The sequence below is a fragment of the Microbacterium suaedae genome (genome assembly GCF_003254645.1).
Classification (GTDB): Bacteria; Actinomycetota; Actinomycetes; order Actinomycetales; family Microbacteriaceae; genus Microbacterium; species Microbacterium suaedae.
The window spans coordinates 832,331-854,517 of the sequence record NZ_PNFD01000001.1 but is presented as its reverse complement, the minus strand read 5'-3'; the positions used below and the strand labels follow the sequence as shown (position 1 = coordinate 854,517).

Here is a 22,187-nt window from a genome sequence, read left to right as displayed (position 1 = left end):
GGCGTGGGTGTAAGATCCTTGCGGCGGTCCCAGGCTGAGAGACAGGACGTGCAGGAGTGACAACCGAGATCGCACGTGGAGACGTGCGCGGACAGGGCGCCAGTCGACCCTCGTCCACGATCTCTTCCGCACTCGCTGCGCAGGTCTCGGCCACGTCAACGTCTTCCGTGAAGGACCGCATGGGTTGGCGCCGTCGGTACGCCATGTTTCTGCGCTGGACCGATCTCGGCGTCCTGCTCGCCGTTGTGTACGGCACCCAGGTGTTTGCCCTCGGCCTCGATGAGGACGTCGCCCGCAGCTCGACCTGGCTCGGCTCCGGCGGATGGCCGTACACGATCGTCTCCGGAATCATCGTCATCGCGTGGATGATCGCCCTCGCCCTCAACGACACGCGCTCCGACCGCGTCATCGGCGTTGGTGCCATCGAGTACAAGCGGATCTTCGACGCGAGCGTCATGCTGTTCGGAATCATCGCGATCATCGCCTTCCTGACGCGCGTGGAGCTCGCCCGCAGCTACCTCCTGCTGGCCTTCCCCGTCGGCGTCGCCGTGCTCGTTCTCGAACGGTGGCTCTGGCGCCGCTGGCTCGGCGCGAAGCGATCGCGGGGAGAGTACGCCGCCCGCGTCCTCCTCGTCGGCACGGGAGAATCCGTCGAGCGAACGGCGCGGGAGCTGCGGCGCCACGTCGGCGCGGGCTACAAGGTCGTCGGTGCGTGCGTGTCTTCGCGCCCGGGCGAGTCGAAGAGCCTCGACGGCGTTCCCCTCTATGACGGCCTCGACGACGTCGTCCCAACGATGGCGTCGGTCGGGGCCGACACGGTCGTCATCACGAGTGCCGACAGGCTCGGGCCGACGCGAGTGAAAGACATCTCCTGGGCGCTCGAGGCCGGCAGCCAGCACCTCGTTCTGGCTCCGAGCATCACAGACGTGGCGGGCCCGCGCATTCATACGCGGCCGGTCTCCGGCCTGCCGCTCATGCACGTCGAGACGCCCCGCTTCACCCCGGGACAGCGCTTCGTCAAGCGCATGCTCGATCTGTGCGGGTCCCTTCTGCTCGCGCTTCTCGCCCTGCCCGTGATGCTCGTTCTTGCGCTCGCCGTCGCGACCACGTCCCCCGGCCCTGTCATGTACCGGCAGACCCGTATCGGCCGCCACGGACGCCGGTTCCGCATGTACAAGTTCCGCTCGATGGTGGTCGACGCCGAAAAGCAAGTCGAATCGCTTCTCGATATGCAGGACATGGGCAATGCGGTCCTGTTCAAGATGAAGGACGATCCCCGCGTCACCTCCGTCGGGCGCTTCATGCGCCGCTTCAGCCTCGACGAGCTGCCCCAGCTATTCAACGTCATCGGCGGATCCATGTCGCTCGTCGGACCGCGCCCGCCGCTGCCGACCGAGGTCGAGCAGTACGCCGACCACGTGCACCGCCGATTCCTCGTCAAGCCCGGCATCACGGGCCTCTGGCAGGTCTCGGGGCGCTCGAGCCTCTCGTGGGACGACACGGTGCGCCTCGATCTGGCGTACGTCGAGAACTGGAGCCTCATGTCCGACGCCGTCATCATGTTCAAGACGGCGCGCGCGGTGATCGCGCCCGACGGCACCTCCGCCTGAGCGTCGCCTACGCGCGCGTGAGCCGGCGCCGGATCGGGCCCGGCAGAGCGAAGATCACGCGCATCGGGGTGCGCATCACGAGGGCGTGCACCGCGATAGCGGCCGCCGCGCACCCGAGTGTGATGATCAGCGGCGAGATCGCGCGCGCGAACGCGTGGTGCTGCACGAGGGGTACCCACCAGCCGGGGAATAGGATCAGCGTCTCGAGCAGAAGGGCGTGCGTCACGTAGATCGGCAGCGTGCGGCGTCCGATCCAGGCGAGCGCTCGGCCGAGCAGGGGAACAGCGGCGAGGAACAGAGCGCCGGACAGGACGACGAGCGCGCCCGCCGCGTCGCGCGGAACGGACAACAGATTCTCGATGCTCGCGATCCCGGTGATCACGACGACGCTCTGGAGCAGGGCGAACGCTCCCAGCGCCGCCGTAAACACGCCCGCGGCGTGGCGCGCGAGGGCGTCGCGCACGAAGCGCGCGCCGTACACACCCAGCGCGAAGAAGAAGGCGTATCGGCAGATGTTCCGGTACTGATCGGATCCCTCAAGTACCGGCATCCAGAAGCTCGTCGCCGAGAGCGCTGCGAGGGCGACGAGGACGATCGCGGGCGAGACTCGGCGCAGCGTCGCGAGCACGGCGGTCCACACCGCCAGAGCGAGCACGTACCAGAGCACGGTGCGGGGTAGCACGAGCTGGCGGGCGAACGCCTGCCACGTGCCGAGCGCATCGCCCGAGGCCAGCGGTCCGACCCAGAGGAATGCGCCGACTGTCAGAGCGAAGAGGGTGAAGAGGAGCAGCCATGTCGCGTACAACCATGCCGAGAGGGCGACAGAGACGCGCACGCCTTCGTCGGCCCAACCGGCGCGAATGCGTCGCGACAGCAGAAGCCCGCTGATCATCGACAGCGCCGACATTCGGAACGGGCCCATCGCGTCGACGAACCAGCGCCACGGCTCGATGGCGAAGCCGAAGGCCTGCACCGTGATGACCGTGTGCATGAGCACGACGCCGAGCACGCAGAGGGCACGAGCCACATCGGCCCACGCCATGCGCGGTTGCTCTCGGGGAGAGTTCAGATCACGCGCCACGGACGACATGTCTCAGCCCCGCAGATACGCGGCGAGCGACTCCTCATGATCGGCGGGGGCGAAGCCCGTCTGCTCGATCTTCGAGAGGTCGAGCACGCTGTTCGCGGGGCGCGGGGCGATGCCCGTCTTCCCCGCGAAATACTCGGCGGTCGACACGGGGGCGACGCGATCCGCGTCGTGGCCCGACAGCTCGAACACGCGCCGCGCGATCTCGCACCACGACCGCGGCTCGCCGGATCCCGAGAGGTTGTACGTGCCGAACGGCGCCCTCGTGTCGAGCAGGTGGCGGATCCCGCGCGCGATCTCGCTCGTGAACGTGAGGCGGCCCACCTGGTCGTCGACGACCGACGGATCCACGCCGCGATCCGCGATCTGCGCCATCGTGCGCACGAAGTTGCCGCCGTCGCCGACGACCCAGGATGTCCGCACGATGTAGTGGCGCGGCGCCGTCGCGGCGGCGACGTCGCCGCCGGCCTTGCTCTGTCCGTAGACCCCCACGGGGCACACGGCATCTGCCTCGGCGTAGGGGTGTGGGGAGGCGCCGTCGAACACGTAATCACTCGAGACGTGCACGAGCGTGATCCCGTTCTCAGCCGCGACGCGGGCGAGCTTCGCGACGCCCGTCGCGTTCGCGGCCCACGCGTCGGCCCGGTCGCTCTCGGCCGCGTCGACTGCCGTGTAGGCGCCTGCGTTGATGATGACGCCGTAATCGCGCCAGCGTCGAGCGCCCGAGACGTCGCCCGTGAGGTCGAGGTCGGCGCGCGAGGCATACTCGGCGGCGTCGCCGAACTCGGCACGCAGCGCCCGTCCCAGCTGCCCGTTCGCGCCCACCACGAGCGTCTTCCTCGGCGGCACCGGCGTGACATCCGCGAGGCGCGGGTGGGCGCGATCCTTGTCGCTCAGCTCGGCCTCCGCGAGCGGGATCGGCCAGTCGATTGCAGCGGTCTCGTCGGCGAGATTGAGGAACGAATACTCCGCATCGGGAGACCAGTGGTCGTTCACGAGATAGGTGTACGCCGTGCCGGCCTCCAGCGTCTGGAACGCATTGCCGACACCGCGCGGGACGAAGATCGCCGCCGAGGGGTCGATCTCGGCCGTGAACACCCGCCCGAAGCCCTCGCCTGCCCGCAGATCCACCCACGCGCCGAAGATGCGGCCCGTCGCGACCGAGACCCACTTGTCCCAGGGCTCCGCGTGGATCCCGCGGGTCGTGCCGACCGCGTCGTTGAACGAGATGTTGTTCTGCACGGGGCCGAAGTCGGGCAGGCCGAGCGCCGTCATCTTCTCGCGCTGCCAGTTCTCCTTGAACCAGCCGCGTGCGTCTCCGTGCACGTCGAGCTTGGCCAGCAGCATCCCCTCGATCGGGGTCTCGTGGATCCGCACTACTGTCCCTTTGATGCGTAGAAGGCCTCGACGCCGTCCTTTGCGCCCGCCCACCATGACTCGTTGTCGCGATACCAGCGGATCGTCGCCTCAAGGCCCGCGCGGAAGCTCGGGTACTGCGGTCGCCAACCCAGCTCTGCGCGCAGGCGCGAGGAATCGATCGCATAGCGCATGTCGTGCCCCGGGCGGTCGGCGACGAGGTCGTAGTCGTCGGCGTCCTTCCCCATGAGCGACAGGATCGTCTCGACGACGTCCCTGTTGCTCTCCTCGCCGTCCGCGCCGATCAGATAGGTCTCGCCGATGACCCCCTTGTCGAGGATCGTGAGAACGGCCGCCGAGTGGTCGTCGGCGTGGATCCAATCGCGCACGTTCTCGCCGGTGCCGTACAGCTTGGGACGGATCCCGCGGAGCACGTTCGTGACCTGGCGAGGAATGAATTTCTCGACGTGCTGGAACGGGCCGTAGTTGTTCGAGCAATTCGAGATCGTTGCGCGCACGCCGAACGAACGCACCCACGCGCGCACGAGCAGATCCGATGCCGCCTTCGTCGACGAGTACGGCGACGACGGGTTGTACGGGGTCGTCTCCGTGAAGCGCTGCGGGTCGTCGAGCTCGAGATCGCCGTACACCTCGTCGGTCGAGATGTGGTGCAGCCGCACGTCGTGGCGGCGCGCGGCCTCCAGCAGCGTGTAGGTGCCGACGACGTTCGTGTCGAGGAACGGGCGCGGGTCGTCGAGCGAGTTGTCGTTGTGCGACTCGGCCGCGTAGTGCACGACGGCGTCGTGGCGCGCGAACAGCTCGTCGACGAGGGGTGCATCGGCGATATCGCCCACGATGAGCTCGACACGATCCTCAGGCAGCCCCGCGAGCGAGGCGCGATTGCCGGCGTACGTGAGCTTGTCGAGCACCGTGACGGTGTGATCCGTGTGCTCCACGACGTGGTGCACGAAGTTCGATCCGATGAAACCGGCGCCGCCGGTCACGAGCAGCCGAGGCATCAGTGACCCCTCTTCAGAAGATCCAGCAGGTAGCGTCCGTAGCCCGACTTCACGAGCTTCTCGGCACGCACCCGCAGCTCCTCGTCGTCGAGGAAGCCGCGACGCCACGCGATCTCTTCGGGCGCGCCGATCTTCTGTCCCGTGCGGTGCTCCATCGTGCGCACGAAATCGCCGGCGCCGATCATGTCGTCGAACGTGCCCGTGTCGAGCCATGCCGTGCCGCGGGGGAGCACCTCGACCTGGAGGGAACCCCGCTCGAGATAGGCCCGATTGATGTCGGTGATCTCGTACTCGCCGCGCGCAGACGGCTTCAGGCCGCGGGCGATCTCGACGACGTCGTTGTCGTAGAAGTAGAGACCGGGAATCGAGTAGTTGCTCTTCGGGTGCGCGGGCTTCTCCTCCAGCGAGAGCGCGCGGCCCTCGTCGTCGAACTCGACGACGCCGTATGCCGACGGATCCGCGACCCAGTAGGCGAAGATCGCGCCGCCGACGACGTCGGTGTAGCGCCCGAGCCGTGTGCCGAGGCCCGGTCCGTACAGCAGATTGTCGCCGAGGACGAGCGCGACCGAGTCGTCGCCGATAAAGTCGGCACCGATCGTGAACGCCTGCGCGAGGCCGTCGGGCGACGGCTGCTGCGCGAACGAGATGCTCACGCCGAACTGCGATCCGTCGCCCAGCAGCCGTTCGAAGGCTGCGGCGTCATGCGGCGTGGTGATGATGAGGATGTCGCGGATCCCCGCCAGCATCAACGTGGAAAGCGGGTAGTAGATCATCGGCTTGTCGTACACGGGAACGAGCTGCTTCGAGACACCCAGGGTGATGGGGTGCAGACGCGTGCCGGTGCCGCCGGCCAGGATGATCCCCTTCACGACGCCTATCGTGTCATGAGAAGCGCTGTCGGACCGTTTGCGACGGTTGCGCGTCACATCGACCGATTACCCTGGCCACGGCTGCACGGGCCCACCGAGACCACGGAGCATGATGACGACATCCTCGACCGGCTTCCCCCGGAACCTCAATCCCGCGCGCTGGTCGACCCGCACGCGCATCATCACCGCGGTGGCGGCCGTCGTGGCGCTCGGCGGAGGCACGCTCACCGCCGTTGCGCTCCAGCAGGATCCGGAGGAGGTCGCGGCGCCGGTCGCGACCTCGACGCCGACGCCCACCCCGACGCCAACTCCCACCCCGACGCCGACACCCACGCCGGAGCCCGTGGCGCTGCCGCGTGCGGCCGTCGTCGACGCACTGATCGTCGGGTGGCAGCGCGCCCCCGAGACCCAGATCGCCGATGTGCTGCCCCAGTACGGCGCGGCCGCCGACGGAGAGACGTCCGCGTACATCGACGCTCCGAGCGTGAACGGATCGGTTACGGTGCTGCGCGCCGACGTCGACGTCGAGCCGGGGAAGACCTACGCCTTTGCGGGCCAGATGCGCGCCCTGTACGAGGAAGCCGAAGAGCGTCCCGTGCGGGTGACGGTCGGCGGTGCGGAGATCGACGTCCCCGACCTCGACGCCGGATGGGCCGAGATCGAGGGCGAGTTCACGGCGGCCGATGATCAGACGGTCGCCGAGGTGCATGTGATCGTCGAGGGGCCCGTTGCGGGGCTCGGGGTCGACGCTCTCTCGCTGCAGGCCGCAGGCGAAGGCGACAACCTCCTCCCGAACCCGTCGTTCGAAGAGGTCGAAGCGGGAAGCGGCATTCTCAACGACTCGCTCGTGCTGCGCCAGGACAGCGCGGCTCTCGGAGTGAACCTCGCCGAAGGGAAGGCGCACTGGCGCGCGGAGCGGTTCGAGAACGACACGGTCATCGAAGGCACGGCCGATCTGGGCCCGGGGGTCAGTGCGATCCCCCTCGAGGGCGTTGAGCAGGGGTACTACACCGTCACGGTCACAGCGGCCGACGGAGTCGAGGCCAGCGCACCGCTTGCCGTGATCGACCACGCGGGCGCGCGCATCCCGGTGGATGACCGCTTCGGGGCCGCCACGCACCTCCAGCGTGACGCCTATGTCGACGGGGCGGAGGCGGCCGCATCGCTCGGGCTCTCTGCCGTGCGCAACGACGTCAAATGGGACAACAACGAGGCGTCGCGCGGCAGCTACCAATGGACCCAGACCTACCTCGACGAGTTCGGGAAGCTCGCTGCCCACGGGGTCGATCTGCTCGCCGTCCTCGACAGTGGCAATCCGGCGTATACCGGCTACGCGGGTCAGGCCGAGTGGGAGATGCTCAAGACACCTCCGGAGGGCGAGGCGATCGACGCTTACGCGCGATACGGCGCGGCGGTGGTTCAGCAGTTCGACCCGATCGGCATCGAGGTCTGGAACGAGTTCAACCACGAGCCATTCAACAAGGGGTGTCGCGAGGCCGACTGCTATCTGCCGCTCGTGCAGGCCGTGCAGCAGCGCGTCGGGGAAGTCGATCCCGATGTCGCCATCGTCGCGGGCGCCACGGCGAACTACGACGCGGGCTTCCTCGACCGGCTGTGGGACATCGGCGGCCTCGACGCATCGGACGTGACGAGTTACCACCCGTACAACATCGGCCAGAACCCCGACAACGCCGCGAAGATCGTCCGCGAATCGATCCAGTCGATGAAGGACCGCGGCGAGGAACAGCCCGTCTGGATCACCGAGATGGGCTGGACGACGGGCGGCATCTGGGCGCAGGTTCCGGCCGACGAGCAGGCCGTCAACCTCCTTCGCGTCGAGACGATGGCGCTCGTCGGAGGGGCGGATAAGTACTTCTGGTACGACCTCGTCAGCGACCCCTCGCAGATCAAGAAGGACGGCAACGAACACGAGGTGCACTTCGGTCTCTTCAGCCCGCGCCGTGCGGATCTCCCCGCGCTGCCGCCCAAGCCGGCCGCGTTCGCGCAGGCTCTGCTCACGTCCAAGATCGCCGGTCTCGAGCTCGCTGGCAGCGAAGACGCGGGGGAGGGGATCCGCTCGGTGCGCTTCGGATCGGGGAACGACGCCGTGCGCATCGCCTGGGCACCCGGCGGCGGAGGAACCGCCGAGTACGCGAGCGAGGAAACCGTCACAGTGACGGATGCGTGGGGGAAGGTCTCGACCATCGATCCGGTCGACGGCACCGTGCGGATCGACATGAACCAGGAACCCGTGTTCGTCGAGGGGCTTGGGGCAGAGTGAGCCGGATCTACAGCCGCGGTTTCGTAGGATCGGCGCATGAGCTTTTCCCCCGCTGACTCCGGCGCGCCTGTGCCCCAGACGCGCCGCGAACGTCGCGCCGCGCAGGACGAATCTTCGAAGAAGGAAGCGTCCGCGCCACGCAAGCGGCGTCGGGTCATCGGCATCGTCATCGCAGCCGTTCTCGCGATTGCCGTTCTCGCCGTGTGCTGGCTCGTCTTCCGGGCCCTCACGGTGAAGAGTGAACTCGAGGCGAGCCAGCGCATCGTTGCAGAGGTTCAGAACGGCGATGCCGAGATCGCAGCGGCGCTTCCCGAACTGGGGGAGCACGCGTCCGCGGCTGCAGGCGCAGCGGGGGATCCGGTGTGGCGCCTCGCGGAGGTCATCCCGGGGGCAGGCGACAATCTGCGCGGTGTTCGCCTCGCGGCGGAGTCGCTTGACCTGCTCGCCAATGATCTCGGTCAGCCGCTCTTCGCGGCGTTCGAGGGCGACAGCGACAGGGGCCTCATCGCGATCGCCCTCCCGCTCTTCGAATCGGCTGCTCCCGACGTCACGCGCCTGGCCGACGGGCTGGACGAGGTGCGTGAAGGGGCGCTGCTCGATCCGGTGCGCGCGGGCGTCGATCAGGTCGGGGATGTCATGAGTGCGATGGCGCCCACCCTCAGCATGCTGCCCGATGTGCTCGGTGCGAACGGCGAGCGTCACCATCTGCTGGTCTTCCAGAACAACGCCGAATCCGTCGGGCTCGGCGGATCGGCCGCGTCGCAGACCCTCATCCGCGCCGACGGCGGCGAACTCGAGATGGTCCACCAGGCCAACAGCGACCAGTACAAGAACGGCACCGCGGTCGACGTCGAGGTTCCCGAGAGCGCGACCGATCTCTACACCCGGTACCTCGTCGACCACATCAACACCTCCGCGAGCCGGCCCGACTTCCCGACCATGGCCGAGATCGTCACGGCCTGGTGGCAGCGCGATATCCGCGATGACCAGATCGACGGGGTGCTTTCGGCGGATCCGCTCGCCCTTGCGCGCATGCTCAGCGCAACCGGGCCGATCGAGCTTTCTACGGGCGACGTCCTCACCGAGGACAACGCCGTCGACTTGCTGCTTCGCGAAGCGTACGAACGCTGGGGCACGCAGGAGACTAAGTTCGGCGCCGACGCGTTCTTCGCGAGCGTCGCCGAGCAGGTGTTCAGCAAGATCGCGTCGGGCGACTTCGACGCGCAGAAGATGATCGTCGCGCTCGGCGAGAGCATTGAGACGGGCAGCCTCCTCTTCTATAGCGCCGACGACGAGGTCCAGCAGATCGTGGAGCCGCTGAAGGTCTCGGGAATCCTGCCCGCGACCAACGACGAGCAGACGACGGTCGGCGTCTACTTCCGCGACGAGTCGGGTTCGAAGATCGACTACTACATGGACTCCGCCGTCGCCGTCGCCGCGAGCTGCGCCGACGGTCGTCGGTCGTTCGACGTCTCGGCGGAGCTGCACCTCGACATCTCTCCCGAGGAAGCGGCGCAGCTCCCGCCGTATGTGCGCAGCCAGAACTGGGGCATCGAGAAGTTCCGCACTCAGGTGGACGTGTACGGCCCGCCCGGAACGAGCGTCGAGAGCACGGCCGTCGACGGAGGTCAGGTCGAGCTCCGCAGCGACAATGTCGACGACCTTGGTCGCCCCGTTGCGAGCTTCTGGACCTACCTCTCCCCGGGCGAAAGCGCCGAGGTGACGGCGACCTTCTCCGGTGACGACGGCGACTACGGGGCGCTCGACGTCCGCACGACCCCCATGATCCAGTCGACAGACGTCACCACCGAGAGCGCGGGATGCGCCGCGCCCTCGTCGGAGAGCTCGGCGACGTCGTAGGTCGCACTCCGCAGGCACCCCTCGTGTCATGCTCCAAGGTCGCCGCGCCCGCAAGATAGCATCGCTGAGGCCGACGAGACGAGGGGATCCGCATGACCGAAGCGCCCGACACCGACGAGCGGGCGCAGGGTACCGAGTCCCTCTGGCAGCGCCTCCGCTGGCCGCTGCTCGCGGTCGCCGTCACCGTCGGGCTCGCCCTGAGCAGGCTCCTCGTCAACCCGCGCTTCTACTTCACCGACGACACTGAACGCGGATCCTTCGGCCAGTGGTGGGCGCTCGGCGAGTACCTCACGCAGGGTCGGCTGCCGATCCTCGATCCGTCGGCCTGGCAGGGCGGCAACTACTTCGCCGAAGGGCAATGGGGGATCCTCAGCCCCGTCACCTGGCTCATCGGACTGACCGCTCACGCCGCGCCGGACGCGGCCGTGCACGTGACGGCGTGGAAGGTGCTGTTCCTCGCCGTCTTCGCGGTCGGTATGTTCCTCCTCGCGCGCGACTTCGGGGCGTCGCGCCCATGGGCAGCGCTCGCCGCGGTGCTCGCGCCCGCCGCGGGCTTCACCGTCTACATGGACGCCGCGTCGTGGGCGACCGGCCTGTTCGACGCCTGCGTGCTCCCGCTCGTGTGGTGGACGCTGCGGCGCGTCGTCGAGGGCGGTCGATCGCCGATCCCGTTCCTCCTGGCGAGCTTCACGCTCATCACCTTCGGGTACGTATTCGGCGTGATCGTCCTCGTCGTGCTGCTCGTCGAGACGCTCGTGCGGCACCTCGTCGCGCGCGACGGGGTGCGGATCCTGCGCACGCTGCTCGCGAGCGCGTGGGGCGCGCTGTGGACGATCGTCGTCTATCTGCCCGCGATCATGACGTCGCCCGTCACGGAGCGCAGCGCGGATCCTTTCGCGAACGAGCATTTCCTCAACGCCGACGTCGCCGACCTGTTCTCTGCGGGATCCCCGCTCACGACCGCGTCGATCGAGTCGTTCTGGGGGCCGACGACGCAGGGGCCGCTCGTGTACATCGCGTGGCTGCTGCCCCTGATCCCGCTGTTCCTGCCGATCCCGCGCGACGCCCTCCGGCGCCTCGCGCCCGTCTGCGTGCTCGGGCTCGCGATGCTGGCCTTCATCCTCGCCCCGAGCGAGATGGGGCCGCTTCGCTGGCCGATCCGGATGATGCCCTACGTCGCGATCGCGGTGATTCTCGTGTTCGCCGTCGCGGCGACCCGGGCCTTCCCCGAGCGGCTGACGCGGACACGGCTCGCGGTCGCCGCCGGCGTGATCGTCGCGTGCGCCTACATCAGCTGGGTCGGCGAGATGTGGTCGTGGAAGTCGATCGCCGTGACCGCGGCGCTGCAGCTCGCCGCACTGGCGGGCTTCTGGTTCATCGCCCGCGGGCGCGAGCGCGGCTACGTCGCGGGCAAGCCGGCCGGATGGGAGCGGAAGACGTCCGCGGTCGTGCTCGCGTCGATGCTCGTCACGGTCGGCGTCGGGGGAGCGCAGCTGACGCAGTGGCCCGAGTCGCCGATGCCGAGCGTGAACGCTCCGACGGCGACGAGCGAGCTCGAGGGCGTCCTCGCAGGCGCACCGGGCGACGCGATCGTTGTCGGCAACTACTACACCGGCCAGTCGACGCCCGACAGCTGGGATGAGCGCCTCATGGGCAATCTCTGGTACCTCAGCGACACCCCCGTCGCGAGCGTCTACACCGTGCTGCCGTTCGCCGCCTACGCCGACGACCTCTGCAGCGACCTGCGCGGCATCACGTGCGCCGACGCCCTCGGCACGCTGTGGAGCATCGACGACGAGACGGGGGCGCCCGTGAGCGACCTCATGAGCATCTCGACGATCGTCGCGGCGAAGGACACCTACCCCGACCGCCCCGCCGTGCCCGAAGGATGGCACCTGGAAAGCGAGGGGTACTGGAACTGGTTCTTCGAGCGCGACGAGGAGCTGCCGACGGCGGGCGGCGTGACGTGGCAGGGATCCGGCACGACCGTGGACGTCACCGGCCAAACGCAGACGACCGTGACATTCACGGTCGAGTCGGTCGGATCCGATCCCCGCGTCGTCCTCAGCCGCCTCCCGTTCCCGGGATACTCGGTCGACGGGGCGGAGCTCGCGGATCCCGTGCGCGACTACCTGCTGACGGTCGACGTCTCGGGAGCAGCGGAAGGCGACACGGTCACGGTGCGCTTCCTCCCGCCCCCGTTCCCGGTCCTCGTCGGATCCTTCGCCCTGGCGTGGCTCGTCGCACTGTCCTGGCTCGTGGCCCGAGCGATCGCCCGCCGCCGTCTCACAGGGTCGCACCTCGCGAACGGGGCCTGGCACGGGATGCGTAGCGGCGCTACGACGCTACGATCGACGCCCGTGGTCGGCCACCTTGAACGCGTACAGGGGGCGGCCCTGCACCTCCTCGTAGATCCGGCCGATGTACTGGCCGAGCACGCCGAGCATGAGCATCTGGATCCCGCCCAGCAGGAACATGCCCGCGGCGAGGAACGTCCACCCCTCGACAACCGACTCGGGGTTCACCAGCCGCGAGATCGCGAGATACACGGTCCAGACGCCGGCGCCGACGGCGAGGATCATGCCGATGGCGCTGATGAGGCGCAGAGGAAATGAGCTGAACCCGAGGATGCCGTCGGCGGCGAGCTTCAGCATTTTCCCGAGCGGGTATCCGGTCGTGCCTGCGTGACGGGCGGAGCGATCGAACTCGACGGCGCGCTGCTCGAAGCCGATCTCGGCGACCATGCCGCGCAGGAAGCGATTGCGCTCGGGGTAGCGGCGGAGCTCTTCGACCACCCGACGATCCATGAGGCGGAAATCGCCCGTGTCGCGAGGAATCTCGATGCGCGCGAGCTTCGACAGCGTCCAATAGAAGAAGCCCGCGCTCGAGCGCTTGAAGAATCCGTCCTCGCGCGTGCGGCGCTTGGCATAGGCGACGTCGGCGCCGTCCTCCCACGCTGCGACGAGATCGACGGCGACCTCGGGCGGATCCTGCAGATCGCTGTCCATGACGATCACGGCGTCGGCGTCTGCAACGTCGATCCCCGCCGTGACGGCGATCTGGTGGCCCTTGTTGCGGGCGAGCGCATACACCGAGACGCGGTCGTCGCGCTCGCGGAGCTCGCGCAGCAGCGCCAGCGAGCGATCACGGGATCCGTCGTCGACGAACACGAACTCGCACGTGAAGCGATCGGCGAGGCCATCCGCGACGCCGCGGAGACGCTCATAAAGCACCGGGATGTTGTCCTGCTCGTTGTAGATGGGCAGGACGAAGGCGAGGGACTTCATCGCTTCACCGCCCCGAGCACGCGGTAGACGAGCCTCCGCTGGCGGGCGAGCCGCCGCGCGCGCCGTGCGCCGCGCCGGACATCGTCGGGCGTGACGGCGTCGACCGTCCGACCCGTCTCCTCGAAGAGGCGCGTGATCTCGTCGGCCTGTTCGTCGACGAGGGCGACGGACCACTGACCGCCGCCGACGCGGAAGGTCGAAGCGACCTCGTCGTCGCGGACGAAGGATCCGTGCTGCAGCACGCCGAAATAGCTTGCGAGATCGATCGCATACGACCACCGCCCCTGCCAGCCTCCGGCGCTGACGAGCGCCTCGCGCCGCAGGGTCACGGCGCCGGGCTCGCCGAACGGATTCGTGCCGCTGACGACCGCTCGTCGCACGGCCTCGTCGCCCGAGAGCGTCGCGTCGAGCCCCTGCAGCCCGCGGCGCTTCGCGATCGTCCGGCCGGACGTGTCGACGATCCGGCGCGGACCCGCGACGAGTGAGGCGTCGGGGTGCGATCGCAGGAGCGCGATCTGCCGGGCGAGGGCGCCGGGCAGCACGGTGTCGTCGCCGGGGAGGAGCTTCAGGAACTCCCCGCGCGCCGCGTTCGTCACGGCGGCCCAGTTGGCGTACGCGCCGCCACCCGCCGGGGTGCGCATCAGGCGCACGCGCGAGTCGCCTTCGAACGCGGCGGCGACGTCATAGGTGCCGTCATCGGATCCGTGGTCCGACACGATGAGCTCGACGTCGACATCGGTCTGCCCGAGGACGGAGCGCATCGTGTCCGCGAGGAATGCCGACTGACGGAACGCGGGGACGACGACAGACAGCTCGGGGGCGCGTTTCATCGGTCCTCCTTTCCGCTGCGCCGGAACGAGAAGCGGCTGTGCCCGAACCAGCTCATGACGGCGAAGACGAAGGTGAACAGGAACTGGGCGAGGATCTTGTCCATGCCGAGCCAGAGCACGAGCGGCGGCACGACGACGTGGTTCAGCACGAAGGCGGTGAGGTAGACGAGCTGGAAGCGGAAGAAGTCGAGCCAGACGTGACCCCGTACGCGGAACACCGCGTGGCGATAGAGGAAGAACGCGCTGATCGTCGACGTGATCTGGGCGCACGTGATGATCGCGAAAACCGTCCAGGCGGCACCGGGAAACCAATGGTCGAAGAGCGTCGAGAAGATGATGAACCACACGAAGCCGACGCCCGTGTTGATTCCGCCGACGACGAGGAAGGCGATCCGACGATCCGCGAAGAACCTCAGCAGGGGGCCATCCGGGCCGGACATGCCGCCGACGACGTCGCTCGTCGCGTCGTCGTCGCGCTGTCCTTCTGTCACGTGCGTCCTCATCCGATCGCTGTCGATACCGGCTATTCCCCTGCGGCAGGGCCGGTGCCAGACTAGTTGGTGCGCGCTCGCGGGGCGCGCAAGACCGATCCGAGATGAGGGGGTTTCTGGTGGGATTCGATGACCTGGTGAACAAGGGCAAGGAAGCCTACGAAGACAACAAGGACAAGATCGACGACGCCCTGCACAGCGAGAAGGCGGAGGAGATCAGCGACTCCGTTCTCGACAAGGGTGAGGAACTCGCCGACAAGGTCGGGCTGGGCGACAAGGCCGGCGACATCCGGGAGAACCTGGACGACAAGATCGGCAACGAGTAGCTCGACGATCTCGAAGGCCCTTCCCGCGGTTCGCGGGAGGGGCCTTTCGCGTCACTCGTGAGCTTGCTGAGAGCTTCGTGCGCGAACGCCGGGATCCCCGGAAACACGGGAGCCTCAGCGCGACACGCCCGGGTTGCTTTCCGACCTGCGCGCCTGGCAGAATAGACCAGTTCCACATTCCGATGCCTGCGCTGTGCGCGCATCGGATCACTGCACTGGCAGTGCACAGGCGGCGCCATGGGCGTCCAGATCTGGGCCGCGGGCAGAGGAACGAATCACATTCCACGACATCTCGGGCCCGTCCTGCGTGCCGTGGGGCTGATATGTGAACAAGGCGCGGCGTCCTGCCGAGCGGATCCTGTGGGTCCGTCACGCAGCGGCGAACGGTGCCGGCCCGAAGGGTGTCCGGAGGGTACGTGCGTCCAATGCCCATCGAGGTATGACGCGAGAAGAGAGTGAGCAGACAAATGGCGGGACAGAAGATCCGCATTCGCCTGAAGTCGTATGACCACGAGGTCATCGACACGTCGGCGCGCAAGATCGTCGACACCGTGACCCGCGCAGGTGCGCAGGTCGTGGGCCCGGTGCCCCTCCCGACGGAGAAGAACGTCGTGGCGGTCATCCGTTCGCCCCACAAGTACAAGGACAGCCGCGAGCACTTCGAGAAGCGCACGCACAAGCGCCTCATCGACATCGTCGACCCGACCCCCAAGGCGGTCGACTCGCTGATGCGGCTGGACCTTCCGGCCGACGTCAACATCGAGATCAAGCTCTGAGGTGCGTCGTGGCTGACATCAACAACAAGATTTCGAAGGGCATGCTCGGCAAGAAGCTCGGCATGACTCAGGTCTGGAACGACAACGGCAAGCTCGTCCCCGTCACGGTGATCGAGCTCGCGCCGAACGTCGTCACGCAGGTCCGCACCCCCGAGAAGGACGGCTACAACGCCGTTCAGATCGCGGGCGGCGAGGTCGACCCGCGCAAGGTCACCCAGCCCCTCACCGGCCACTTCCAGGCCGCGGGCGTGACGCCCCGTCGTCACGTCACCGAGGTCCGCACGGCTGACGCCGCGGACTACGAGGCGGGCCAGGAGCTCACGGTCGACGGCACGTTCGAGGCCGGCCAGCTGGTCGACGTCGTCGGCACCAGCAAGGGCAAGGGCTTCGCGGGAACGATGAAGCGTCACAACTTCTCGGGCGTGGGCGCATCGCACGGTGCGCACCGCAACCACCGCAAGCCCGGCTCGATCGGCGCCTCGGCGACCCCGAGCCGCGTCTTCAAGGGCACGCGCATGGCCGGCCGCATGGGCGGCGAGCGCGTGACCGTCCTCAACCTCACGGTGCACGCCGTCGACGCCGAGAAGGGCCTGCTGCTCGTCAAGGGCGCCGTCCCCGGTGCGCGCGGCCGCGTCGTGTACGTCCGCAACGCAGTGAAGGGGGCTTGAGTTAGATGGCTGACTCGACTCTCGCTCTCGACGTCCTGAACACGGACGGCAAGAAGGTCGGCTCTGTCGACCTTCCGGCCCAGGTGTTCGACGTCAAGACGAACGTTCCGCTGATCCACCAGGTCGTCACCGCGCAGCTCGCGGCTGCTCGCCAGGGCACGCACTCGACGAAGCGTCGCGGTGAGGTCTCGGGCACGGGCGCCAAGCCGTTCAAGCAGAAGGGCACAGGTCGCGCTCGTCAGGGCTCGATCCGTCAGCCCGAGCACCGCGGCGGTGGCACCGTGCACGGCCCGAAGCCGCGCGACTACTCGCAGCGCACCCCCAAGAAGATGATCGCGGCCGCCCTCGCCGGCGTGCTCAGCGACCGTCTCCGCGGACAGCGCATCCACGTGGTCGAGTCGTTCGGCGCCGAGTCGCCGTCGACCAAGGCCGCGGCGTCGTTCCTCTCCTCGTTCACGGCTTCGAAGAAGACGCTCGTCGTCCTCGACCGCGACGACGAGATCGGCTTCCTCAGCGTCCGCAACCTCGGCAACGTGCACGTGCTCGTCGCCGACCAGCTCAACGCCTACGACGTGGTCCGCAGCGACGACGTCGTCTTCACCCAGGCCGCCATCGACGCGTTCATCGCGATGAAGGCCGGCGCCAAGGAGGTCTCGGCATGACCGCGATCAACAAGGACCCGCGCGACATCATCTTCGCGCCGGTCGTCTCGGAGAAGAGCTACGGCCTGATCGACGAGGGCAAGTACACGTTCATCGTGGACACCCGCGCGAACAAGACCGAGATCAAGCTCGCGATCGAGAAGATCTTCGGCGTGAAGGTCGCCTCGGTGAACACCCTGAATCGTCAGGGCAAGTCCCGCCGCACCCGCTTCGGCACTGGCAAGCGCAAGGACACCAAGCGCGCCATCGTGACGCTCAAGTCGGGCACCATCGACATCTTCACGGCTGTCGCCTGATAGCTGGGAAGGACACAAGGAACGAATATGGGTATTCGCAACTACAAGCCGACGACCCCCGGTCGCCGCGGCTCGTCGGTGGCCGACTTCGCCGAGATCACGCGTTCGACGCCTGAGAAGTCGCTGCTTCGTCCGCTGACCAAGTCGGGCGGCCGCAACAACCAGGGCCGCATCACGACGCGTCACATCGGTGGTGGCCACAAGCGCCAGTACCGCGTGATCGACTTCCGTCGCTCCGACAAGGACGGCATCAACGCGAAGGTCGCTCACATCGAGTACGACCCGAACCGCACGGCGCGCATCGCGCTGCTGCACTTCGCCGACGGCACCAAGCGCTACATCCTCGCTCCGGCGAAGCTGAAGCAGGGCGACGTCGTCGAGTCGGGCGCCGGTGCTGACATCAAGCCGGGCAACAACCTGCCGATGCGCAACATCCCCACGGGTACGGTCATCCACAACGTGGAGCTGCGTCCCGGTGGCGGTGCGAAGCTCGCGCGTTCGGCCGGCTCCTCGGTGCGTCTCGTCGCGAAGGACGGACCCTACGCGCAGCTCCGTCTGCCGTCGGGCGAGGTCCGTAACGTCGACGCACGCTGCCGCGCCACGATCGGCGAGGTCGGCAACGCCGAGCAGTCGAACATCAACTGGGGCAAGGCCGGCCGCAACCGCTGGAAGGGTATCCGCCCGACCGTCCGCGGTGTCGTCATGAACCCGATCGACCACCCCCACGGTGGTGGTGAGGGCCGCACATCCGGTGGTCGTCACCCCGTCAGCCCCTGGGGTCAGTCGGAAGGCCGCACCCGCCACGCCAACAAGGAAAGCGACAAGTACATCGTGCGTCGCCGTTCCGCGGGCAAGAAGCGCAAGTAGGAGTTCAAGAAGATGCCACGCAGTCTGAAGAAGGGCCCCTTCGTCGACGAGCACCTGCTTCGCAAGGTTGTCTCGCAGAACGAGGCGGGAACGAAGAACGTCATCAAGACCTGGTCGCGTCGTTCGATGATCGTGCCGGCCATGCTCGGCCACACGATCGCCGTGCACGACGGTCGCAAGCACATCCCCGTGTTCGTGACGGAGTCCATGGTCGGCCACAAGCTGGGCGAGTTCGCGCCCACCCGCACCTTCCGCGGCCACGAGAAGGACGACAAGAAGGGCCGTCGCCGCTGACGCGGTGACGCAAGAGGAGAGAGAAATGGTGGAGTCCATCGCACGCGTGCGACACATCCGCGTGACCCCTCAGAAGGCTCGTCGTGTCGTCGCGCTCATCAAGGGAAAGCAGGCCGACGAGGCCCTCGCGATCCTGAAGTTCGCCGCGCAGGGTGCTTCTGAGCCCATCTACAAGCTCGTCGAGTCGGCGAAGGCCAACGCGCAGGTCAAGGCAGACGCCTCGGGTGAGTTCCTGAACGAAGACGACCTCTTCGTCAAGAACGCCTTCGTGGACGAGGGGATCACGCTGAAGCGGTTCCGTCCCCGCGCCCAGGGTCGCGCCGACCAGATCAAGAAGCGCACGAGCCACATCACGGTCGTGCTCTCGACGCCCGAGGTCGCCGAGGCGGCCGTGGGCAGCAAGAAGAAGGCGAGCAAGTAATGGGACAGAAGATCAACCCTTACGGCTTCCGCCTCGGCATCACGACGGACCACACGTCCCGTTGGTTCGCCGACTCGACGAAGCCGGGCCAGCGGTACGCCGACTACGTCGCGGAGGACATCCGGATCCGCGAGCTTCTGCAGAAGAACCTCGACCGGGCCGGTGTCAGCCGCATCGACCTCGAGCGCACGCGTGACCGCGTTCGCGTCGACATCCACACCGCCCGCCCGGGCATTGTCATCGGGCGTCGTGGTGCGGAGGCCGAGCGCATCCGCAGCGAGCTCGAGAAGCTCACGAGCAAGCAGATCCAGCTGAACATCCTCGAGGTCAAGAACCCCGAGGCCGATGCTCAGCTCGTCGCGCAGGGTGTCGCGGAGCAGCTCGCTGCCCGCGTGGCATTCCGTCGCGCGATGCGCAAGGGTCTGCAGGGCGCCATGCGCGCCGGCGCCAAGGGCGTCCGCATCCAGGTCTCCGGCCGCCTTGGCGGCGCCGAGATGAGCCGCACCGAGTTCTACCGCGAGGGTCGTGTGCCGCTGCACACGCTGCGCGCGAACATCGACTACGGCTTCTACGAGGCGAAGACCACCTTCGGCCGCATCGGCGTGAAGGTCTGGGTCTACAAGGGTGACCTCACGAACAAGGAACTCGCTCGCGAAGAGGCTTCGAAGAAGCCCGCTCGCGACCGTGGTGGCCGTCGCGGTCCGCGTCGTGGAGACGACGCCGCGAAGAAGGCCCCGGAAGGAGCGTCGGCGTAATGCTTATCCCTCGCAAGGTCAAGTTCCGCAAGCAGCACCACCCGAAGCGTTCGGGTCAGGCGACGGGCGGCACCAAGGTGTCGTTCGGCGAGTACGGGATCCAGGCCCTCAGCCCCGCGTACGTGACGAACCGTCAGATCGAGGCAGCTCGTATCGCCATGACGCGTCACATCAAGCGCGGCGGCAAGGTGTGGATCAACGTCTACCCCGACCGTCCGCTCACGAAGAAGCCCGCCGAAGTCCGCATGGGTTCGGGTAAGGGCTCGCCGGAGTGGTGGGTTGCCAACGTCAAGCCGGGTCGCGTCCTCTTCGAGGTCGCGGGCGTGAGCGAAGAGCTCGCCAAGGGCGCGCTCACCCGAGCAATGCACAAGCTGCCTCTCAAGGCACGCATCATCAAGCGCGAGGAGGGCGACGCGTAATGGCGATCGGCACCAAGGAGCTCGCCACCACCGAGCTCGACACGTTCGAAGACCAGCGCCTCGTCGAGGAGCTGCGCAAGGCCAAGGAAGAGCTGTTCAACCTGCGCTTCCAGTCGGCCACCGGCCAGCTGGAGAGCCACGGTCGCATCCGCGCCGTGAAGCGCGACATCGCGCGCCTCTACACGGTCATCCGCGAGCGCGAGCTCGGGATCCGTGCGACGCCGGCCCCTGTCGAGAAGAAGGCCAAGAAGAGCAAGGCGAAGAAGGCCGAAGAGCCTGCTGTCGCCGAGGGAGAGGCTGAGTGATGGCCAGCGAGAACAAGACGGAGGCGGCCGTCGAGCGCGGTTACCGCAAGTCCGTTCGCGGCTACGTCGTGAGCGACAAGATGGACAAGACCATCGTCGTCGAGGTCGAGGACCGCATGAAGCACCCCCTCTACGGCAAGGTTCTTCGCCGCACGAAGAAGCTGAAGGCCCACGACGAGCAGAACACCGCCGGCATCGGCGACCTCGTCGTGATCAACGAGACCCGTCCGACCAGCGCCACCAAGCGCTGGCGCCTGGTCGAGATCGTCGAGAGGGCCAAGTAAGCCCTCGGGCTCGCTTGAAGGAGTAACCAGTGATTCAGAACGAATCCCGCCTCAAGGTCGCCGACAACTCCGGCGCGAAGGAGCTGCTCACGATTCGCGTTCTCGGTGGATCCAGCCGCCGTTACGCGGGCGTGGGTGACACCATCGTCGCGACGGTCAAGGACGCGATCCCCGGCGGCAACGTCAAGAAGGGCGACGTCGTCAAGGCGGTCGTCGTCCGCACCGTGAAGCAGACGCGCCGCGACGACGGCTCGTACATCAAGTTCGACGAGAACGCGGCTGTGATCCTGAAGAACGATGGGGAGCCCCGTGGCACCCGCATCTTCGGACCGGTTGGCCGCGAGCTCCGCGACCGTCGGTTCATGAAGATCGTCTCGCTCGCCCCGGAGGTGCTGTAACCCATGGCCAAGATCAAGAAGGGCGACCTCGTCCAGGTGATCACGGGCGCCACCCAGGAGCGCGGCGGAGACCGCGGCAAGCAGGGCAAGGTGCTCGAGGTCATCGGCAACCGCGTGGTCGTCGAGGGCGTCAACTACATCACCAAGCACAACCGCGTCGGTCAGACGCAGCGCGGCACGAAGACGGGTGGAATCGAGACCTACGAGGCCCCGATCCACACGTCGAACGTCGCGATCGTCGACCCCAAGACCAAGAAGCCGACCCGCGTGGGATACCGCGTGGAGGAGCAGGTCAAGGACGGCGTCAAGAAGACCGTGCGTGTGCGCGTCGCCAAGGGGTCGGGCGAGGACATCCCCGACCCCAAGGGAAAGTAAGGGTTAACAGATGAGCACGGACACCGCCGCGCAGGCTGGCCGAATCCAGCCGCGCCTGAAGCAGGTCTACCGAGACGAGATCCGCCAGAAGCTGCAGGACGAGTTTGGCTACGCCAACGTCATGCAGGTTCCCGGCCTCGTGAAGGTCGTCGTCAACTCGGGTGTCGGCGAGGCCGCTCGCGACAGCAAGGTGATCGAGGGAGCGGTCGCAGACCTCTCCGCGATCACCGGTCAGAAGCCCGTCGTCACCAAGGCGAAGAAGTCGATCGCGCAGTTCAAACTGCGTGAAGGACAGGCCATCGGCGCACACGTCACCCTCCGTGGTGACCGCGCCTGGGAGTTCATCGACCGCCTCGTGTCGCTCGCGCTTCCCCGTATCCGCGACTTCCGCGGTCTGTCGCCGAAGCAGTTCGACGGCAACGGTAACTACACGTTCGGCGTGACGGAGCAGTCGATCTTCCACGAGATCGACCAGGACAAGATCGACCGCGTCCGCGGCTTCGACATCACGATCGTCACGACCGCGAAGTCGGACGCTGAGGGCCGGGCGCTGCTCACGCACCTCGGATTCCCGTTCGTCAAGAGCGCCTGAGCGGATCCGTCCACTCGGGGAAAACGCTGAGGATGCCGGGCTCGGTTTGGCCGAGCCCG

General features: G+C 67.6%; 25 protein-coding genes. 18 read left to right on the top strand and 7 right to left on the bottom strand.

All coding sequences use genetic code 11. The features are described 5' to 3' along the window. The first annotated feature begins 179 nt into the window (after window positions 1-179). Entirely contained in the window at window positions 180-1,610 is a 1,431-nt protein-coding gene (locus tag C0012_RS03950; protein WP_110589659.1) for a sugar transferase, read from the top strand. Window positions 1,611-1,617: 7 nt separating this feature from the next. Here the strand turns inward: C0012_RS03950 and C0012_RS03945 are convergent, their stop codons facing one another. From C0012_RS03945 to rfbA, 4 genes are read right to left on the bottom strand one after another with little or no spacing between them, the layout of a single operon-like run. Continuing rightward, window positions 1,618-2,652, bottom strand: a complete 1,035-nt coding sequence (locus tag C0012_RS03945) for an acyltransferase family protein (RefSeq protein ID WP_162621902.1) — start codon at window positions 2,650-2,652, stop codon at window positions 1,618-1,620. 51 nt (window positions 2,653-2,703) lie between these two features. After that, window positions 2,704-4,074 carry a dTDP-4-dehydrorhamnose reductase gene (rfbD, locus tag C0012_RS03940; protein ID WP_408631126.1) on the bottom strand — a complete coding sequence of 457 codons (1,371 nt, stop codon included), beginning with the start codon at window positions 4,072-4,074 and terminating at the stop codon, window positions 2,704-2,706. Continuing rightward, window positions 4,074-5,072, bottom strand: a complete 999-nt coding sequence (gene rfbB, locus C0012_RS03935; RefSeq protein WP_110589662.1) for a dTDP-glucose 4,6-dehydratase — start codon at window positions 5,070-5,072, stop codon at window positions 4,074-4,076. Before rfbB ends, rfbD begins: the two co-directional genes overlap by 1 nt. Then, window positions 5,072-5,941 carry a glucose-1-phosphate thymidylyltransferase RfbA gene (rfbA, locus tag C0012_RS03930; protein WP_110589663.1) on the bottom strand — a complete coding sequence of 290 codons (870 nt, stop codon included), beginning with the start codon at window positions 5,939-5,941 and terminating at the stop codon, window positions 5,072-5,074. The genes rfbB and rfbA overlap by 1 nt, the downstream gene beginning before the upstream one ends. 112 nt (window positions 5,942-6,053) lie before the next feature. Here rfbA and C0012_RS03925 point away from each other — a divergent pair, with 112 nt between their 5' ends. After that, window positions 6,054-8,222 (top strand): cellulase family glycosylhydrolase, encoded by a 2,169-nt coding sequence (locus C0012_RS03925; protein WP_162621903.1) that lies wholly within the window; start codon window positions 6,054-6,056, stop codon window positions 8,220-8,222. Window positions 8,223-8,258: 36 nt separating this feature from the next. Further along, on the top strand, window positions 8,259-10,082 hold the full coding sequence (locus C0012_RS03920; RefSeq protein WP_110589665.1) for a DUF4012 domain-containing protein: 1,824 nt from the start codon (window positions 8,259-8,261) through the stop codon (window positions 10,080-10,082). Between the two features lie 2,345 nt (window positions 10,083-12,427). On the opposite strand, the gene C0012_RS03915 is transcribed toward C0012_RS03920, so the two are convergent. From C0012_RS03915 to C0012_RS03905, 3 genes are read right to left on the bottom strand one after another with little or no spacing between them, the layout of a single operon-like run. After that, window positions 12,428-13,369, bottom strand: coding sequence for a glycosyltransferase family 2 protein (locus tag C0012_RS03915; protein WP_110589666.1), 942 nt, complete (start codon window positions 13,367-13,369; stop codon window positions 12,428-12,430). Beyond that, on the bottom strand, window positions 13,366-14,199 hold the full coding sequence (locus C0012_RS03910; protein ID WP_110589667.1) for a glycosyltransferase family 2 protein: 834 nt from the start codon (window positions 14,197-14,199) through the stop codon (window positions 13,366-13,368). The genes C0012_RS03915 and C0012_RS03910 overlap by 4 nt, the downstream gene beginning before the upstream one ends. After that, window positions 14,196-14,690 (bottom strand): GtrA family protein, encoded by a 495-nt coding sequence (locus C0012_RS03905; RefSeq protein ID WP_162621904.1) that lies wholly within the window; start codon window positions 14,688-14,690, stop codon window positions 14,196-14,198. Before C0012_RS03905 ends, C0012_RS03910 begins: the two co-directional genes overlap by 4 nt. Before the next feature lie 119 nt (window positions 14,691-14,809). On the opposite strand from C0012_RS03905, the gene C0012_RS03900 reads away from it, so the two are divergent. From C0012_RS03900 to rplE, 15 genes are all read left to right on the top strand, one after another. Continuing rightward, complete coding sequence (locus tag C0012_RS03900) at window positions 14,810-15,016, top strand: hypothetical protein (RefSeq protein ID WP_232527765.1); 207 nt, start codon at window positions 14,810-14,812, stop codon at window positions 15,014-15,016. A 467-nt stretch (window positions 15,017-15,483) separates the two neighbouring features. Beyond that, window positions 15,484-15,792 (top strand): 30S ribosomal protein S10, encoded by a 309-nt coding sequence (gene rpsJ / locus C0012_RS03895; RefSeq protein ID WP_110589670.1) that lies wholly within the window; start codon window positions 15,484-15,486, stop codon window positions 15,790-15,792. A gap of 8 nt (window positions 15,793-15,800) precedes the next feature. Further along, on the top strand, window positions 15,801-16,460 hold the full coding sequence (rplC, locus tag C0012_RS03890) for a 50S ribosomal protein L3 (protein WP_110589671.1): 660 nt from the start codon (window positions 15,801-15,803) through the stop codon (window positions 16,458-16,460). A gap of 5 nt (window positions 16,461-16,465) precedes the next feature. Further along, window positions 16,466-17,122, top strand: coding sequence for a 50S ribosomal protein L4 (rplD, locus tag C0012_RS03885; protein WP_110589672.1), 657 nt, complete (start codon window positions 16,466-16,468; stop codon window positions 17,120-17,122). Then, window positions 17,119-17,418: a 50S ribosomal protein L23 gene (rplW, locus tag C0012_RS03880; RefSeq protein WP_110589673.1), complete on the top strand. Its 300-nt coding sequence runs from the start codon at window positions 17,119-17,121 to the stop codon at window positions 17,416-17,418. Before rplD ends, rplW begins: the two co-directional genes overlap by 4 nt. Window positions 17,419-17,445: 27 nt before the next feature. Next, complete coding sequence (gene rplB / locus C0012_RS03875) at window positions 17,446-18,285, top strand: 50S ribosomal protein L2 (protein ID WP_110589674.1); 840 nt, start codon at window positions 17,446-17,448, stop codon at window positions 18,283-18,285. 12 nt (window positions 18,286-18,297) lie between these two features. Further along, window positions 18,298-18,579, top strand: coding sequence for a 30S ribosomal protein S19 (gene rpsS / locus C0012_RS03870; RefSeq protein WP_110589675.1), 282 nt, complete (start codon window positions 18,298-18,300; stop codon window positions 18,577-18,579). A 25-nt stretch (window positions 18,580-18,604) separates the two neighbouring features. After that, entirely contained in the window at window positions 18,605-19,000 is a 396-nt protein-coding gene (gene rplV, locus C0012_RS03865) for a 50S ribosomal protein L22 (RefSeq protein WP_110589676.1), read from the top strand. After that, a complete protein-coding gene (gene rpsC, locus C0012_RS03860) occupies window positions 19,000-19,755 on the top strand; it encodes a 30S ribosomal protein S3 (protein WP_110589677.1) in 756 nt (251 codons plus the stop codon). Before rplV ends, rpsC begins: the two co-directional genes overlap by 1 nt. Further along, window positions 19,755-20,174, top strand: coding sequence for a 50S ribosomal protein L16 (gene rplP / locus C0012_RS03855; RefSeq protein ID WP_110589678.1), 420 nt, complete (start codon window positions 19,755-19,757; stop codon window positions 20,172-20,174). Before rpsC ends, rplP begins: the two co-directional genes overlap by 1 nt. Further along, window positions 20,174-20,479, top strand: a complete 306-nt coding sequence (gene rpmC, locus C0012_RS15790) for a 50S ribosomal protein L29 (protein WP_110589679.1) — start codon at window positions 20,174-20,176, stop codon at window positions 20,477-20,479. Before rplP ends, rpmC begins: the two co-directional genes overlap by 1 nt. Continuing rightward, complete coding sequence (gene rpsQ / locus C0012_RS03845; protein WP_110589680.1) at window positions 20,479-20,763, top strand: 30S ribosomal protein S17; 285 nt, start codon at window positions 20,479-20,481, stop codon at window positions 20,761-20,763. The genes rpmC and rpsQ overlap by 1 nt, the downstream gene beginning before the upstream one ends. A gap of 29 nt (window positions 20,764-20,792) precedes the next feature. Continuing rightward, complete coding sequence (gene rplN / locus C0012_RS03840; protein ID WP_110589681.1) at window positions 20,793-21,161, top strand: 50S ribosomal protein L14; 369 nt, start codon at window positions 20,793-20,795, stop codon at window positions 21,159-21,161. Between the two features lie 3 nt (window positions 21,162-21,164). After that, window positions 21,165-21,536 (top strand): 50S ribosomal protein L24, encoded by a 372-nt coding sequence (gene rplX / locus C0012_RS03835; protein ID WP_110589682.1) that lies wholly within the window; start codon window positions 21,165-21,167, stop codon window positions 21,534-21,536. Between the two features lie 10 nt (window positions 21,537-21,546). Next, window positions 21,547-22,128 (top strand): 50S ribosomal protein L5, encoded by a 582-nt coding sequence (gene rplE, locus C0012_RS03830; protein ID WP_110589683.1) that lies wholly within the window; start codon window positions 21,547-21,549, stop codon window positions 22,126-22,128. The last annotated feature ends 59 nt before the right edge of the window (window positions 22,129-22,187 follow it).